Source organism: Streptomyces sp. Tu 3180 (assembly GCF_009852415.1).
In the GTDB taxonomy this organism is placed as follows: Bacteria; Actinomycetota; Actinomycetes; order Streptomycetales; family Streptomycetaceae; genus Streptomyces.
In genome coordinates this window covers 5,902,125-5,916,963 of the sequence record NZ_WOXS01000002.1, presented here as the reverse complement: position 1 = coordinate 5,916,963, position 14,839 = coordinate 5,902,125, and the positions used below count along the sequence as shown (strand labels likewise).

Genomic DNA, 14,839 nt, shown 5'->3' with positions numbered 1-14,839 from the left:
CTGTGCCCCTCTAGCGCAGCCGCTGGCTGATGACCTTGGACACGCCGTCGCCCTGCATGGAGACGCCGTAGAGCGCGTCGGCGACCTCCATGGTGCGCTTCTGATGGGTGATCACGATCAGCTGCGAGGCCTCCTGCAGCTCCTGCATGATCCGGATCAGCCGCTGGAGGTTGGTGTCGTCGAGGGCGGCCTCGACCTCGTCCATCACGTAGAACGGGCTGGGCCGCGCCTTGAAGATCGACACGAGCAGGGCCACGGCGGTCAGCGACCGCTCCCCGCCCGAGAGCAGCGACAGCCGCTTGACCTTCTTGCCCGGCGGGCGGGCCTCGACGTCCACGCCCGTGGTGAGCATGTTGTCGGGGTCGGTCAGCACCAGGCGCCCCTCACCGCCCGGGAACAGGCGGGAGAAGACGCCCTCGAACTCGCGGGCCGTGTCGCGGTAGGCCTCGGTGAAGACCTGCTCGACGCGTTCGTCGACCTCCTTGACGACCTGGAGCAGGTCCGCGCGGGTCTTCTTCAGGTCCTCCAGCTGCTCGCTGAGGAACTGGTGGCGTTCCTCGAGCGCCGCGAACTCCTCCAGGGCGAGCGGGTTCACCTTGCCGAGCTGCTGGTACGCGCGCTCGGCGGCCTTCAGGCGCTTCTCCTGCTCGGCCCGCACGAAGGGGCGGGGCCTGTTGCGCGGATGGTCCGGGTCCTCCGGCAGCTGCTCGCCCTCGGCGGGGGGCGAGGGCGGCACCGGCTGGTGCGGCCCGTACTCCGCCACCAGCCCGGCCGGTTCGACACCCAGTTCCTCCAGCGCCTTGGTCTCCAGCTGCTCGATCCGCAGCCGCTTCTCGGCGCCGAGTACCTCGCCCCGGTGGACCGAATCCGTCAACTTGTCGAGTTCCGCCTTGAGATCGCGTCCCTCGCTCCGGGCGCGGGCGAGTTCCCGCTCGTGGTGGGCCTTGGCGGCCTCGGCGGCGGTGCGCTCCTCGTCGGCGCGGGCGAGGGAGACCTCGACGTGCGCCAGCAGCTGCCGGGCGCCGGAGGCGACGGCCGCGGCGACGGCCGCCTCGTGCCGCAGCCGGGCCCGCCGCTGCTCGGCCCGCGCGCGTGCCTCGCGCTCGGCGCGGGCGGCCCGGTCCAGGGAGTCGGCCCGCCCGGCGAGCCCCTTGACCCGCTCCTCGTGGGTACGGACCTGGAGGCGGGCCTCCATCTCGGTCTGGCGGGCGTTGGCGCCGTCGGCGGCGAGCCGGTCGCGCACGGAGGTGTCGGGCTCCTCCGTCCCCCCCTCCCCGAAGGGGTCGCTCTCCTCCGCGACGGCGAGCCGCTCGGCGAGCTCCTCGACCTCGGCGAGCGCCGTGTCGAGTGCCTCCCGGGCACGGGTCGCGGCGGCGCCGGCCCGCTCGGCCTCCCCGGCGGCACCGCGCGCCTGCCCGGCGAGCCGCCCGAGCCGCTGGGCGACGGCGGACTTCTCCCGGTCGGCGGCCCGGCGCCGCTCCCCCAGCTCCTCGACGAGGGCCGCGCACTCCCTGCGCCGCTCGGCCGCCGCGGCCTGCGCCCCGGCCAGCTCCCCGCACCGCACCTCCAGCTCCTCCAGCTCGGCGGCGGCCTCGTCCACGGACGCCTGCACCTCCAGGAGGCTGGGCGCCCCGGCGGACCCGCCCTGCGCGAAGTGCGCTCCCAGCAGATCGCCCTCGGCGGTGACGGCGGTCAGGTCGGGCCGGGCGCGGACGAGGTCCTCGGCGTCCTCCAGGGTGCCCACGACGACGATCCCGCGCAGCAGCCGCCGCACGGCGGGCAGCAGGGCGGCGGGCCCGCGCACCAGGTCGGCGGCGTACGGCGGCCCGTCGGCCCGTGGCTGCCGCGGTACCTCGTCGGGGGCACCGGCGAGCAGCAGGGCGGCCCGGCCGGCGTCCTGCTTGCGCAGCAGGCGCAGGGCGTCGGCGGCGTCCGACGGGGACGTCACCGCGAGGGCGTCGGCGGCGGCGCCGAAGGCGGCGGCCAGGGCGGTCTCGTGGCCGGGCGCCACGGTGAGGAGTTCGGCGGCCGGCCCCAGCAGTCCGGTGAGCCGGTCCTCGGCCGCGAGCAGCGCCCCGGTGCCGTCCTTGCGGCGCAGGCCCAGGGCGAGGGCCTCGTGACGGGCCCGGGTCGCGGCCCGCTCGCGCTCGGCCGCGGTGGCCGCCTCGCGGGCGGTGCCCAGGGCGCTCTCCGCCTCGGCCAGCCGGCTCCTGGCCGTCTCGTGCCGCTCGGCGAGTTCCACGTCGTCGGCGTCGAGGCCGTCGACCTCGGCCCTGAGCGCCTCGTACTCCTCCTGGGCGGCGACGGCCCGCTCCTGGGCCTCGTCACGGGCGGCGGCCAGGCGCTCGACCTCGGACTGGGCGGCGGCGGCACGCGAACGGGCGGCACCCACCTGGGCCTTGAGCCGGGCGAGTCCTTCGCGCCGGTCGGCGATGGCGCGGGCGGCGTCCTTCAGGCGCCGTTCCTCCTGGGCCAGTTCGCGCTCCAGTTCGGCGCGGTGGGCGACCGTGTCCTCCAGGGCGCGCTCGGCCGCCTCCAGGGCCGCCTCCAGCTCGGCCTCCTGTTCGCGGATGCGGGCGGCCTCGCGCTCCATGTCCTCGGGGTCGCGGCCGCGCCGCTCCTCGGGGGGCGCGGAGGTGGCGCTCTTCACCCGCGCGTCGGCCAGCGAGATCGTGCCGCGCACCCGCTCGGCGAGCTGGGAGAGCTCGTACCAGGTCTGCTGGGCGTCCTGCAGCCGCGGGACGAGCCGGCGCACCTCCTCCTCCAGCAGGGCCTCGCGCCGGAGGGCCTTTCCCAGCTCCCGCTCGGCCGCCTCCTTGCGCTCCTTCAGGGCGGCCTCGTCGGCGATCTCCGCCTCGAGGGCCTCGCGCAGCCGTACGAGGTCGTCGGCAAGCAGGCGCAGCCGGGCGTCGCGCAGGTCGGCCTGGATGACGGCGGCCCTGCGGGCGACCGCCGCCTGGCGGCCGAGGGGCTTGAGCTGCCTCCTGAGCTCGTCGGTGAGGTCCTGCACGCGCGCGAGGTTGGCCTGCATCGCGTCCAGCTTGCGCAGCGCCTTCTCCTTGCGCTTGCGGTGCTTGAGGACGCCGGCGGCCTCCTCGATGAAGGCGCGGCGGCCCATGGGGTCGGCGTGCAGCACGGAGTCGAGCTGGCCCTGGCCGACGATCACGTGCATCTCGCGGCCGATGCCGGAGTCGGAGAGCAGCTCCTGGATGTCGAGGAGGCGGCAGGTGTCGCCGTTGATCTGGTACTCGCTGCCGCCGTTGCGGAACATGATCCGCGTGATGGTGACCTCGGAGTACTCGATGGGCAGCGCCCCGTCGGAGTTGTCGATGGTCAGCGACACCTCGGCGCGGCCCAGCGGCGGGCGGCCGGTGGTGCCGGCGAAGATGACGTCCTCCATCTTGCCGCCGCGCAGCGACTTGGCGCCCTGCTCGCCCATGACCCAGCTGAGCGCGTCCACCACGTTGGACTTGCCCGACCCGTTCGGGCCCACGACGCAGGTGATGCCCGGTTCGAACCGGAGCGTGGTGGCCGAGGCGAACGACTTGAAGCCTCGGAGGGTCAGGGCCTTGAGGTGCACACAGCCGGACTCTACCCGCCGGGGAGGTCTCACTCCATGAACGCGCGGTTTCGCGGGTGAACGCGCAGGGCACACCAGACGTTGAAGACGGTGAAAGGATGTGCGGGACAAGGAGTGCCGGGGGGCCGGACGCGGGCGCGGGGCGGGGGCGAGGAGGCAAGAAAGAAGGGACGCCGTGGCGTCCCTTGCAATTCTGTACTGCTTGGCGGTTGTGACGGACGGCCCGACCACTGCTGTCCTGTTGTGCAGCGATGCAGTGATCAGGTGAGCGCAGGCTCCGCCTGGTGTGCGTCAACGCTCTCCATGATCCTGTCGTGAGAAGCGGCAGCCGTCAGCGCTTCGTTCTCCGCCTGGATCCGTACGAGCTCGGATTCCAGGTCCTGGACGCGCTGCTGGAGCCGTCGCATCTCGGCGAGGAGTCGAGGGTCGGAGCCGCCGACGTAACCGAGAAGCGCCTTTGCCATGATGGATGGTCCTCCACACTGAGTGACCGACCGATGCGGTGCGGGTCGTGAGGGATTTGCACCCGCGGTGCTTGGCAGGCCTGGAGTTGTGCTGCCGTTCAGCCATGCCAAACAGCTAAGGTGCGCGGGGCTTTCAGCGTCTCACCAAAAAGTTTGACGGTCAACACGATCACACCCCGTATCGGCGGACAACCGGGCGCGCACGGCCGTGGAACGGCGGTGCCGCGAGGCCTGCGGGTCCTCGGGGCGTGGCGATCATCTTCGCGGGTGGAGCCTCCCACGGCAAGCCGTTGTCGGCAATCACCTGGACGTTTTCCTCGACCGGGCCCCGGGGCGGGCGCCGGGCGCCGCCCGCGGGGCCGTCGGCGGGCGGCCGGATCAGCGGACGGCGAAGCCCTCGTAGCCCCCGCGCGGTGTGTCCCATATCTCGGTGACGCCGTCCACGCGCCCGGGCGTGTCGCCGTTCTGGAGCCAGTCGAGCAGCCCCTCGCAGCGTTCGCGGGAGCCCTCGGCCACCACCTGGACCCGGCCGTCGCCCAGGTTGAGAGCAAAACCGCTCAGGCCGCCGATCTCCAGGGCCTTGGCCCGCGTGAACCACCGGAAACCCACACCCTGGACGCGCCCTCGCACCCAGGCGACCAGTCGCACTTCGTCGCTCATGACGGCAACCTAACCGGTCAATGTCCCTGGAGGCACTCCGTCCCCGGGCACCATGCGGTACCGTCCCGACCCATGAATCTCATATGAAACTCACTCGATGGTGTGAGTTTCGTGTGGGTCATGTTTCGCGTAGGTCGCGAGGACGAGTCGACCGCAAGGACGAGGAAGGCCAGGACATGGGACGCCACCGACGCTCCGCCGCCGGCCGCGCCACCACGGGCCGCGCCACGGGGGTCGTTCACCACGACGGCTCTCGCGACGGGGCCCGGGATCCACTGGGTGCTCGTACGGACGGCCCGCCCACGATGGGCATCGCGCCGTACCTGAACCCCGAGGCGTACGCCGGGACGTACGCGAGGGGCGAGGCGTACCTCTTCGGGACGGACGACGGGGCCGGGACCCTCGGCACCGCCGTCCTCGCCGGTGACGACTTCCCGGGCGACGGTCTCACGGGGGGTCCCGCCGACGGCCCCTTCCCGGGCGACGATTTCACGGCTGGTCCCGCCCGCGGCTCCTTCCCGGACGGCCGCTTCCCGGACGACGGTTTCACGCCCGACGGGGGTGCCCGGGGCGCGGGCGGGCACCGGCGCCGGAAGAAGAAGGCCGCGGCACCGGTCCGCACCGGTCTGCTCGGGGTCTCCGCCGCGGTGGCCCTCGGCACGGTCGCGGTGGCCACCGGCGCGGTGCCCGGCCTCGAGAACTACCGGCTCGGCGGCGACAGCACCTCCAGTGACGAGGTCCAGGCCGGGGGCCTGGCGACCAACCTGCCCAGCGAGCAGGGCGGCACCTCCGGCAGCGCCGAGACCCCGGGCCGTGACGCCGGCACCCCGGCGGGCCGCGAATCCGGGCGCCCGGCCTCCCCCGAGCCGTCGGAGTCGGCTCCGGCCTCGACCGCGCCGACGAAGGCGCCGGAGAAGAAGGCACCGGAGAAGAAGGCGCCCGAGGCGCCCCCGAGCGGGAAGCCGGAGAAGACGCCGTCCCGCAAGGCCGAACCGGAACCGGAGAAGAAGCCGGACGCTCCGGCGGCCTCGTCGGCGGAGGCCGTCGCCGGGGCCCGGGTCCTCGCACTGGTCAACGAGGAGCGGGCCAGGGCGGGCTGCAGCCCCGTCACCGCGAGCGGCGCGCTGACGGATCTGGCCACCGCGTTCAGCGAGGACATGGCCCGCCGGGGCTTCTTCGACCACACGGACCCCGATGGCGACACACCGTGGGACCGGGCCCAGGCGGCCGGCGTCAACGGCCTCGGCGGCGAGAACATAGCCCGCGGCCAGGCCGACGCCGAGGCCGTCATGCGGGCGTGGATGGACAGCCCCGGCCACAAGGCGAACATACTGAACTGCGACTTCAGGACACTGGGCGTGGGCGTCCACTTCGGGCCGGGCGGCCCGTGGTGGACCCAGAACTTCGGCTACTGAGACAACCGCAGCCCGGAGAACCCACCCTGCCCCGGGCCGGCTCCGGGCCGCCTTCCGTGGGGTCCTCGTCCTGGAGGACGCGGTCCACGGCGGCCCGGGTCCGGTTCTCACCGGACGGCATCAGGTGCGCGTACGTCCGCAGCGTGAAGCCGGGGCCATGGTGGCCCGGGCACTCGCTGAGAGCCCCGATGCTCTCCCCCGCGTCCAGGAGCACCGGGGCGCAGAGGCGCCGCAGCGCGTGCACGCCGTCGCCCCGTCCGATCTCCACGCCCGCGGCGGCCCGGAGCGCCGGCCGCCGCACACGGCCGTTGAAGCGGTTCCGGCCGAGCACCCGTCGTCGCTCCGCTCCTCCGGGCCGGAGCGGACGGCACACAGGGGTCGTTTCACCACACCTGTTCGGGTGACGGATTGCATCCAGATGTGCACATAAGGGCAAACTGCGCACAACTGCCGTTCTTCCGGAGGAGAATCATGCCTCGCATCGCAGCCACCGCACTGGTGGCCGTCACGGTCGTCGGTTGTCTTGCGACACCGGCCATTGCCGTGCCGGACCCGGTCGCGACCGTCGACTGTGCCGTTCAAGAGGTCACGGGCCTCGTGGACCCGGTCAGTCTCGGAATCCCCAGCGAGGTGCCGGCCACGGGTTGCCTGGCGCCATGACCTGCCGGGGCGAGCGGCTTTCTCCGTGATCCGAGGGGCTTCCGGAGCCGTTGCCGTACGGCGGCGAAGCACAGCGACCCCCGCAACCGCGACCAGCCGTCACCCGCTCCGAGCACCCGTCCGACCAGCCGGGGCGGCCCGGCGCCCTCCCCGCCCGCCGGGAGGACACCGGACCCGTGCGCTAACTCTCAGTTAGCGCAATCTGTTGGTCAGCGCTGCTCTGAAGTAGCCTGGAACCATGACGACCACGCAGCGGCACTCCGGGGAGCGGGCCCTGCCCTTCGACGTGTTCGCCAAGGCCTGCCCCTCCCGCGGCACCCTGGAGCACGTGACCGGGCGCTGGGGCTCGCTGACGCTCGGCGCGCTGTACGAGGGTCCGCTCCGGTTCAACGAGCTGCGCCGCCGGGTCGACGGTGTGAGCGAGAAGATGCTCTCCCAGACGCTGCACGCGCTGGAGCGCGACGGCCTGGTGCACCGCGAGGCGCAGCTCACCAACCCGCCCCGCGTGGACTACGAACTCACCCCGCTGGGCCGCGAGGTGGCGCAGCGCCTGCTGTCCCTCATCCGTTTCGTGGAGGGCAGCATGGACGCCGTGCTCGAGGCGCGTGAGCGCTACGACGACACGCGCGGCGCCCGCTGACACGCCGGGCAGAAGTAGCTGGACCGGTTCATCCACGGCCGCCTGCGCATCGGCGTACCGCAGCGGCGGCACGGCAGGCCCTCGCGGCCGTAGGCGTCCAGGGACCGGTCGAAGTAGCCCGACTCGCCGTTGACGTTCACGTACAGGCTGTCGAAGCTGGTGCCGCCGACCGCGAGGGCCGCGCTCATGACGTCCCGGACGTGCCCCAGCAGGAGCAGGGTGCGCGGGCGGGTGAAGCCGGCCGTCGGGCGCTCGTAGTGGATGCGGGAGCGCCACAGCGCCTCGTCCGCGTAGATGTTGCCGACGCCGCTGATCAGTGACTGGTCGAGCAGCGCCCGCTTGATGGTGGTGCGCTTGCGGCGCAGCGCGCGGTGGAAGGCCTCGTCGTCGAAGAGCGGGTCGAGCGGGTCGCGGGCGATGTGGGCGATGATGTCCGGCAGGCCGTCGGGGGTGTTGTCGTGCAGCGACAGACCGCCGAAGGTGCGCTGGTCGACGAAGCGGAGTTCGGTGGGCCCCGCCGCGGCGCCGGCTGACGGCCGCGTGTCCGCGAAGCGGATCCGGACGCGCAGGTGCTTCTCGTCCGGCGCGTCGTGCGGCTGGACGAGGAGCTGGCCGCTCATGCCGAGGTGGGCCAGGATCGACTGGTCCGTGTCCTCCAGCGGCAGCCACAGGTACTTGCCGCGGCGGCTGGGGACGCCGATGCGGTGGCCCTTGAGGCGGTGCGCGAAGTCGTCGGCGCCGGCGAGGTGGCGGCGCACCGCTCGCGGGTGCAGCACCTCGGCCTCGGCGACGGTGCGGTGCGCGACCCACCGCTCGAGTCCGCGCCGTACGACCTCGACCTCGGGCAGCTCGGGCATGGTTCCCCCTCCAGGGGCCGGTGTATGCGCGCCGAGCGCCCGCCCCGGGTCGGGACGGGCGCTCGGGACACGCTGTTCGTCAGGCGGAGGCCGACGGGATGTCGGCGCTCTTGCCGGCGGCTCGTGCCTCGGCGGCCCGGACGGCCTCCTCGGCCTCGGCCGCCGCCTTGGCGCGCTCGTCCGCCGCGCCCTTGATGGAGCGCCAGGCGGACTCGGCGGCCTGCTGCTCCGCCTCCTTCTTGCTGCGGCCGGTGCCGGTGCCGTACGAGACGCCTCCGACGCGGGCGGCAGCAGTGAAGGTCTTCTCGTGGTCGGGACCGGTCTCCGTGACCAGGTACTCGGGGACACCGAGTCCTTCGGTCGCGGTGAGCTCCTGGAGACTGGTCTTCCAGTCCAGGCCGGCACCGAGGTTGGAGGACTTCTCGATCAGCGGGTCGAACAGGCGGTGCACCAGCTCAGCCGCCGAGTCCAGGCCCTGGTCGAGATAGACCGCGCCGATCACCGCTTCGAGGGTGTCGGCGAGGATGGACGCCTTGTCCCGGCCGCCCGTTCCCTCTTCACCGCGGCCGAGCCGGATGAAGGAGCCCAGGTCGAGGCCGCGGCCCACCTCCGCCAGCGCACGCGAGTTGACCACCGCGGCCCGCAGCTTGGCCAGCTGGCCCTCGGGCAGGTCGGGGTGGACGCGGTACAGCGTGTCCGTGACGACGAGGCCGAGCACGGAGTCCCCGAGGAACTCCAGCCGCTCGTTCGTCGGCAGGCCGCCGTTCTCGTACGCGTAGGAACGGTGGGTCAGCGCACGCACCAGAAGGGCGGACTCGACCTTGTAGCCGAGCCGCCCTTCCAGAAGCGTGTGGGACGAGGCCTGGTTGTCCGCAGAGTTCTTCTTCGGCGTGGACACAGTGCCTCTCACCAGCCGCTCAGACCTCGAGGACCTGGCGCTTGTTGTAGGTGCCGCACGACGGGCACGCGATGTGCTGCTGCTTGGGCTCGTGGCAGCGCTCGCACGCAACCAGGGTGGGGACCGCAGCCTTCCACTGCGACCGGCGGTGGCGCGTGTTGCTGCGCGACATCTTCCGCTTCGGAACAGCCACGGCTACTTCTCCTGCTTCTCGTCGACGCCCGGTTCGGCGCCGCCCATCTCGTCCTTCTCGCCGTCCCTCATGGTGCCGGCGAGTCCCTGCAATGCCGCCCAACGGATGTCGACGGCGTCATGGTGGTGGTCCGGGTCGTCAGCGAGCCGTGCTCCGCACTCGGAGCACAGACCCGGGCAGTCTTCCCGGCACACCGGCTGCATCGGCAGTGCGAGCACCACCGCATCGCGCAGCACGGATTCGAGGTCGATCAGACCGTCCTCGACAAAGAGCCTGTCCTCGTCGTCCTCGGCGTCGTCGCCCGGTTCCGCGATCACGCGGCCCCGGTCGTCGGCGTCAGGGTACGAGAACATCTCCTGGAAGTCCGCTTCGAGCTCCAGCCCGAGCGGCTCCAGACACCTTACGCACTCCCCCTCGGCCGTTGCACGGGCGGTGCCGGTGACGAGCACACCTTCCATGACCGACTCGAGCCGGAGTTCGAGCTCCACCGGGGTGCCTTCCGGCACTCCGATGACCTCCTTGATGCCGAAGTCCTTGGGAGCGTCGACCGTGCGGGCCAGGCGCTGCAGCGCACCGGGCCGCCGCCCCAGCTCGTGCGTGTCGAACACGAGGGGGTTTCGATGGTCGAGGCGGGCGTTCAGGGCCATTCCTGCTTTCGGTCTTCGAACTGGAGGGGATGCTGCCGTGCGGTCTTCCCGGGCAGCGGTGATCGCGGACGTCCACGAAGGCAGCGTGCACGCACGCACGACCGAAGAGCCAGGATACTGGACCTTTCGCTCTCGGCCCAATCCGCCCCTACAGGCCCCGCTCGCGCTCGTAGGCCCGCAGCTGCTCGGGGGTGATCATGCTGGTGTCGAAGAGGCTGGTCTCGTCCAGGGCGTAGCCCTGCTGGGCCTGGTGCGCCTGCTGGTCGTGCGCGGGCTGCCGGGCCTGGTCGGGGTCGTACGCCTGCTGTCCGGCGTCGTAGCCCTGGTACGCGGCGTACGGGTCGGCCTGCTGGTAGCCGTAGGGGTCCTGCGGGCCGCCGTACTGCTGCTGGTAGCCGGCGTAGGGGTCCGGCTGCTGCTGGTGGGGGGCGCCCCCCGCCGGGGCGTAGCCGGGGGCGGGGGGGTAGGCGGGCTCCGGCTGGGCGTACGCCTGCTGCTGCGGCTCGGGGGCGGGCCGCCTGGCCGGGGAGTCCTGCTCCGCGAGGGACGCGAGGTCGGCGAGGTAGTCGGCGTCGCTGGAGTGCTGGACGGTCGTGGTGTCGTCGGCGAGGGCGCCGAGGTCGTCGGTGGCGATCCGGCCGTGCAGTTTCTGGCGGCCCCGGCCGACCGCCTCCAGGGTCTTGGCGAGGACCGCCTCGAAGGCGCCGAGCTTGGCGTCGACGTACTCGTCGGCGGTGCGGCGCAGGGTCTCCGGGTCGTGGCTGCGCTCGGGGGCGTCCTCGTCCTCGTAGCCCTGCTCGTCGAGGCCCGGACCGGTGCCGAGCAGCTTCTCGCGGCCGCGGCCGACCGAGCCGAGGGTCTTGGTGAGGACGACCTCGAAGTTGGCGAGCTTGGAGTCGACGTAGTCGTCGGCCTCGGCGCGGATCTCCTCGGCCTCCTTGCGGGCCTCGGCGAGGATCCGGTCGGCCTCGGCCTGGGAGCGGCGGGCGACCTCGGTGCCGGCGATCAGGGAGCCGCGCTCGGCGTGGGCGCTCTCGATGATCCGCTCGGCCTCCTGCCGGGCCTGCTCGACCATCTGCTCGCGGCCACCGATGAGTTCCTGGGCCTGCGCGAGGGAGTCGGGCAGCGCCGCGCGCACCTCGTCGAGCATCGAGAGCAGTTCGGCGCGGTTGACCACGCACGAGGCCGACATGGGCATCGACCGGGCACTGGAGACCGCGGCGACGATCTCGTCGAGCTTCTTCTGCACGTCCACCGTGTGCTCGCCACTCTCTACAGCTGTGTTGTTGGAGACGGACGGGACGACTGTACGGCCCCGGGGCGTCCGGGGGACACCGGCCGGCGGCTCACCGGCCGGCGGGGCGTCCCCGGACTTCGGCGGTGCGCGTCCTCAGTCCTTGCGCAGGCGCTCGGTGAGGGCCGCCAGGACCTCCGCCGGCACCAGGTGGGAGACGTCGCCGCCCCAGGCCGCGACCTCCTTGACGAGCGAGGAGGACAGGAAGCTGTAGGTGGGGTTGGTGGGGACGAAGAGGGTCTCCACGCCCGAGAGGCCGTTGTTCATCTGGGCCATCTGCAGCTCGTAGTCGAAGTCGCTGACGGCGCGCAGGCCCTTGACGATGGCGGGGATGTCGCGCTGCTTGCAGAAGTCGACGAGGAGGCCGTGGAAGGCCTCGACGCGCACGTTCCCGTACTCGGCGGTGACCCGGCGGATCAGGTCGATCCGCTCCTCGATCTCGAACAGGCCCTTCTTGGACTGGTTGATCATCACCGCGACGTAGACCTCGTCGTACAGCCTGGAGGCCCGGGCGATGATGTCGAGGTGTCCGTTGGTGATCGGGTCGAACGACCCGGGACATACGGCGCGGCGCACTTGTGATCCCTCGCTCTCCGGTCCGGTCATCGTGCGTCTTCGCACGTAGAGGCGGCGCGACCGTACCAAAACGTTCCCTCGCCGTAGCGACGGGCCCGGATCGCGTCGAAACCGGGCGGCCACCTGAACTCCCCGCCCCTGGTGCTGCGCTCCACGGTGACGAGAGCCTCCTCCGCGAGCCAGCCCTCCGAGCGGAGTGTGAGCAGAATCTCGCGAAGATCGTCGTCGGAGACGGCGTAGGGAGGGTCCAGGAACACGATGTCGTACGGCTCGTCCGGCGGCGCCGTACGGATGATCTGTTCCGCTCTGCCCGACCGGACTTCGGCGCCGGGGAGTCCGAGCGACCTGGCGTTGTCCCGGACCGTGCGCACGGCCCTGGCGTCGGCCTCGACCAGCAGGGTGTGGCCGGCGCCCCGGGACAGGGCCTCCAGGCCGACGGCGCCGGATCCGGCGTACAGGTCCAGGACGCGTTCGCCGTCCAGCGGGCCGCCGAGCAGCGCCTGCCAGGTGGAGAACAGGCCTTCGCGCGCGCGGTCGGAGGTGGGACGGGTGCCGTTGCCCGGCGGAACGGCCAGGCGGCGTCCGCCGGCCGCGCCGGCGATCACGCGGGTCATCTCGGGTCCTTGTCCGTGGGGTGGTCAGGAGTCCAGTCTGGCAGGCGGCGCGGCCCGGTGGAGCCGCGCCCGGCGCCGCCCCGGGTCCACCGGCCGGCGCCGTCCCCGGCCCGTCCGGCCCTCCTAGCCCTTCTCCAGGTACTGCTCCCTCTCCTCGTCCAGGAGGGCGTCCAGCGCGGTGCGCAGGGCCGGCAGGCGTTCCAGCTCCGGGTCGGCGGCGACGACCGCGGCGGCCTCCTCGCGGGCCTCGGCGATGATCTCCTCGTCGTCGATGACCGCGAGCATGCGCAGGCTGGACCGGGTGCCGGACTGGGCCTGGCCCAGCACATCGCCCTCGCGGCGCTGTTCGAGGTCGATCCGGGAGAGCTCGAAGCCGTCGAGGGTGGAGGCCACCGCCTTCAGCCGCTGGCGGGCCGCGCTCGCCTCGGGCATCTCGGTGACCAGCAGGCACAGGCCGGGGGCCGAGCCGCGGCCGACACGGCCGCGCAGCTGGTGGAGCTGGGAGACGCCGAAGCGGTCGGCGTCCATGATCACCATCGCGGTGGCGTTCGGGACGTTGACGCCGACCTCGATGACGGTCGTGGCGACCAGGACGTCGGTCTCGCCGGCGGCGAAGCGGCGCATGACGGCGTCCTTGTCGTCGGGCTGCATCCTGCCGTGCAGGACCTCGACCCGCAGACCCTTCAGAGGGCCCTTCGCGAGCTGGTCGGCCACGTCGAGGACGGCGAGGGGCGGACGCTTCTCGGCCTCGTCCCCGGAGGGCGCCGGCTTCTTCCGGGCGGCCTTCTTCGGGTCGTCCTCCTCGTCGCCGATGCGCGGGCAGACCACGTACGCCTGGTGGCCGTTCGCCACCTCCTCGCGCACCCGCTCCCAGGCCCGGGTGAGGAAGTGGGGCTTGTCCGCGGCGGGGACGACATGGCTGGCGATCGGCGAACGCCCGGCCGGGAGCTGGTCGAGGACGGAGGTCTCCAGGTCGCCGAAGACGGTCATGGCGACCGTGCGCGGGATGGGCGTGGCGGTCATGACGAGCAGGTGCGGGGGCTGCTTGCCCTTGCCGCGCAGGGCGTCGCGCTGCTCCACCCCGAACCGGTGCTGTTCGTCGACCACGACCAGGCCCAGGTCGTGGAACTGCACCTTGTCCTCGATGAGCGCGTGGGTGCCGATGACGATGCCGGCCTCGCCGGTGGCCAGGTCCAGCAGGGCCTGGCGCCGCGCGGCCGCGCCCATGGAGCCGGTGAGCAGCACCACCTTGGTGGCGTTCTCCGCTCCCCCGAGCATCCCGCCCTCGGCGAGCTCGCCCATCATCTCGGTGACCGACCGGTGGTGCTGCTGGGCGAGCACCTCGGTGGGCGCGAGCATCGCCGCCTGTCCCCCGGCGTCGACGACGGCGAGCATGGCGCGCAGGGCGACCATGGTCTTCCCGCTGCCGACCTCGCCCTGCAGCAGCCGGTGCATGGGGTGTTCGGTGGCGAGGTCGTCGAAGATCTCCGCGGAGACCTTCTGCTGGCCCTCGGTGAGGGTGAACGGCAGGCGGTCGTCGAACGCGGCGAGGAGGCCGTCCGGCCTCGGTCTGCGGGCGACGGCGGGGAGCTGGGCGTCGGCGTGCCGGCGGCGGGCGAGGGCGACCTGGAGGACGAAGGCCTCGTCCCACTTGAGGCGGGCTCGGGCGTCCTCGATGTCCGCCTTGGTGTGCGGGCGGTGGATCTTCAGCAGGGCCTCGGGGAGGGGGACCAGTCCGCGGCCGTCGCGCAGGGACGCGGGGAGCGGGTCGACGGCCTCCTGGGCGCTGGGCAGCACCGTCTGGAGCGCCTTGCCGATCTTCCAGGACTCCAGCTTGGCCGTGGCGGGGTAGATCGGGATGAGGGCGCCGGCCCAGCTCTCGACCGTCTCCGCCGCGCCGTCGCCGCGCAGCAACTCGTAGGCGGGGTGGGCGAGCTGGAGGCGGCGGTTGAAGACGGAGACCTTGCCCGCGAACAGCGCGCGGGTGCCCGGCAGGAGTTCCTTGTGGGGCTTGTGGACGCCGGCGCCGAAGAAGACCAGCTGGAGCCGGCCGCTGCCGTCCGTGATGGTCACCTCCAGGCGCTGGCCCTTGCCGCGCGGGGCCTTGGCGGAGGCGAAGGTGTGCAGGCGGGCGTCGGCGACCTGGGCGACCACCGTGACGTGCTCGTCCATGGGGAGGTCGGCGAGGTGGGTGAGCTGGCCCCGTTCCTCGTACCGGCGCGGGTAGTGGTGGAGGAGGTCGCCGACGGTGTGCAGGCCGAGGTGCTCGGCCATCACCTTCGCGGTGGCGGGGCCGAGCACCTTCTTCAGTGGTTCTTCCAGTGCGGGCACGGGATCCATT

Annotated in this window: 14 protein-coding genes and 1 pseudogene; 3 read left to right on the top strand and 12 right to left on the bottom strand. The window is 72.7% G+C overall.

Translation table 11 applies throughout. From position 1 onward, the window contains the following. Positions 1 to 10: 10 nt before the first annotated feature. From smc to GL259_RS27565, 3 genes are all read right to left on the bottom strand, one after another. Entirely contained in the window at positions 11 to 3,580 is a 3,570-nt protein-coding gene (gene smc / locus GL259_RS27580; RefSeq protein WP_159535995.1) for a chromosome segregation protein SMC, read from the bottom strand. A gap of 260 nt (positions 3,581 to 3,840) precedes the next feature. Beyond that, a complete protein-coding gene (locus tag GL259_RS27575; RefSeq protein ID WP_003993245.1) occupies positions 3,841 to 4,044 on the bottom strand; it encodes a hypothetical protein in 204 nt (67 codons plus the stop codon). A gap of 378 nt (positions 4,045 to 4,422) precedes the next feature. Continuing rightward, positions 4,423 to 4,704, bottom strand: a complete 282-nt coding sequence (locus tag GL259_RS27565) for an acylphosphatase (RefSeq protein WP_159535993.1) — start codon at positions 4,702 to 4,704, stop codon at positions 4,423 to 4,425. A gap of 176 nt (positions 4,705 to 4,880) precedes the next feature. Between GL259_RS27565 and GL259_RS27560 the strand changes: the two genes are divergently transcribed. After that, the gene (locus GL259_RS27560; RefSeq protein ID WP_159535992.1) at positions 4,881 to 6,119 is read left to right on the top strand and encodes a CAP domain-containing protein; all 1,239 of its coding nucleotides are present in this window, start codon (positions 4,881 to 4,883) and stop codon (positions 6,117 to 6,119) included. Here the strand turns inward: GL259_RS27560 and GL259_RS38950 are convergent. Continuing rightward, positions 6,049 to 6,369: pseudogene (locus tag GL259_RS38950) on the bottom strand (hypothetical protein); the annotation flags it as partial. The gene GL259_RS27560 and the pseudogene GL259_RS38950 overlap by 71 nt on opposite strands. A 221-nt stretch (positions 6,370 to 6,590) precedes the next feature. Between GL259_RS38950 and GL259_RS27555 the strand changes: the two are divergent. Further along, on the top strand, positions 6,591 to 6,779 hold the full coding sequence (locus GL259_RS27555) for a hypothetical protein (RefSeq protein WP_159535991.1): 189 nt from the start codon (positions 6,591 to 6,593) through the stop codon (positions 6,777 to 6,779). A gap of 238 nt (positions 6,780 to 7,017) precedes the next feature. Then, entirely contained in the window at positions 7,018 to 7,419 is a 402-nt protein-coding gene (locus GL259_RS27550) for a helix-turn-helix domain-containing protein (protein WP_159535990.1), read from the top strand. Here GL259_RS27550 and mutM read toward each other — a convergent pair. The 8 genes from mutM to recG form a co-directional block, all read right to left on the bottom strand. After that, entirely contained in the window at positions 7,392 to 8,276 is an 885-nt protein-coding gene (mutM, locus tag GL259_RS27545) for a bifunctional DNA-formamidopyrimidine glycosylase/DNA-(apurinic or apyrimidinic site) lyase (protein ID WP_159535989.1), read from the bottom strand. The genes GL259_RS27550 and mutM overlap by 28 nt on opposite strands. Positions 8,277 to 8,355: 79 nt before the next feature. Further along, a complete protein-coding gene (gene rnc / locus GL259_RS27540) occupies positions 8,356 to 9,174 on the bottom strand; it encodes a ribonuclease III (RefSeq protein ID WP_159539035.1) in 819 nt (272 codons plus the stop codon). A gap of 19 nt (positions 9,175 to 9,193) precedes the next feature. Next, positions 9,194 to 9,367, bottom strand: a complete 174-nt coding sequence (gene rpmF / locus GL259_RS27535; protein ID WP_003951102.1) for a 50S ribosomal protein L32 — start codon at positions 9,365 to 9,367, stop codon at positions 9,194 to 9,196. A gap of 2 nt (positions 9,368 to 9,369) precedes the next feature. Further along, positions 9,370 to 10,014 carry a YceD family protein gene (locus GL259_RS27530; RefSeq protein WP_159535988.1) on the bottom strand — a complete coding sequence of 215 codons (645 nt, stop codon included), beginning with the start codon at positions 10,012 to 10,014 and terminating at the stop codon, positions 9,370 to 9,372. A gap of 148 nt (positions 10,015 to 10,162) precedes the next feature. Further along, positions 10,163 to 11,269, bottom strand: a complete 1,107-nt coding sequence (locus GL259_RS27525) for a cell division initiation protein (protein WP_159535987.1) — start codon at positions 11,267 to 11,269, stop codon at positions 10,163 to 10,165. 135 nt (positions 11,270 to 11,404) lie between these two features. Then, on the bottom strand, positions 11,405 to 11,884 hold the full coding sequence (gene coaD / locus GL259_RS27520; protein ID WP_159539033.1) for a pantetheine-phosphate adenylyltransferase: 480 nt from the start codon (positions 11,882 to 11,884) through the stop codon (positions 11,405 to 11,407). Between the two features lie 26 nt (positions 11,885 to 11,910). Further along, entirely contained in the window at positions 11,911 to 12,498 is a 588-nt protein-coding gene (gene rsmD / locus GL259_RS27515) for a 16S rRNA (guanine(966)-N(2))-methyltransferase RsmD (RefSeq protein WP_159535986.1), read from the bottom strand. Between the two features lie 123 nt (positions 12,499 to 12,621). Then, a complete protein-coding gene (gene recG, locus GL259_RS27510) occupies positions 12,622 to 14,838 on the bottom strand; it encodes an ATP-dependent DNA helicase RecG (protein ID WP_159535985.1) in 2,217 nt (738 codons plus the stop codon). Position 14,839 lies beyond the last annotated feature (1 nt).

What these genes read in the sequence shown, in the direction of transcription:
- mutM (WP_159535989.1), bottom strand. Translation starts at nt 8,276, where the DNA reads ATGCCCGAGCTGCCCGAGGTCGAGGTCGTACGGCGCGGACTCGAGCGG.
- GL259_RS27555 (WP_159535991.1), top strand. Translation starts at nt 6,591, where the DNA reads ATGCCTCGCATCGCAGCCACCGCACTGGTGGCCGTCACGGTCGTCGGT.
- recG (WP_159535985.1), bottom strand. Translation starts at nt 14,838, where the DNA reads ATGGATCCCGTGCCCGCACTGGAAGAACCACTGAAGAAGGTGCTCGGC.
- GL259_RS27575 (WP_003993245.1), bottom strand. Translation starts at nt 4,044, where the DNA reads ATGGCAAAGGCGCTTCTCGGTTACGTCGGCGGCTCCGACCCTCGACTC.
- GL259_RS27530 (WP_159535988.1), bottom strand. Translation starts at nt 10,014, where the DNA reads ATGGCCCTGAACGCCCGCCTCGACCATCGAAACCCCCTCGTGTTCGAC.
- GL259_RS27550 (WP_159535990.1), top strand. Translation starts at nt 7,018, where the DNA reads ATGACGACCACGCAGCGGCACTCCGGGGAGCGGGCCCTGCCCTTCGAC.
- GL259_RS27565 (WP_159535993.1), bottom strand. Translation starts at nt 4,704, where the DNA reads ATGAGCGACGAAGTGCGACTGGTCGCCTGGGTGCGAGGGCGCGTCCAG.
- rsmD (WP_159535986.1), bottom strand. Translation starts at nt 12,498, where the DNA reads ATGACCCGCGTGATCGCCGGCGCGGCCGGCGGACGCCGCCTGGCCGTT.
- GL259_RS27560 (WP_159535992.1), top strand. Translation starts at nt 4,881, where the DNA reads ATGGGACGCCACCGACGCTCCGCCGCCGGCCGCGCCACCACGGGCCGC.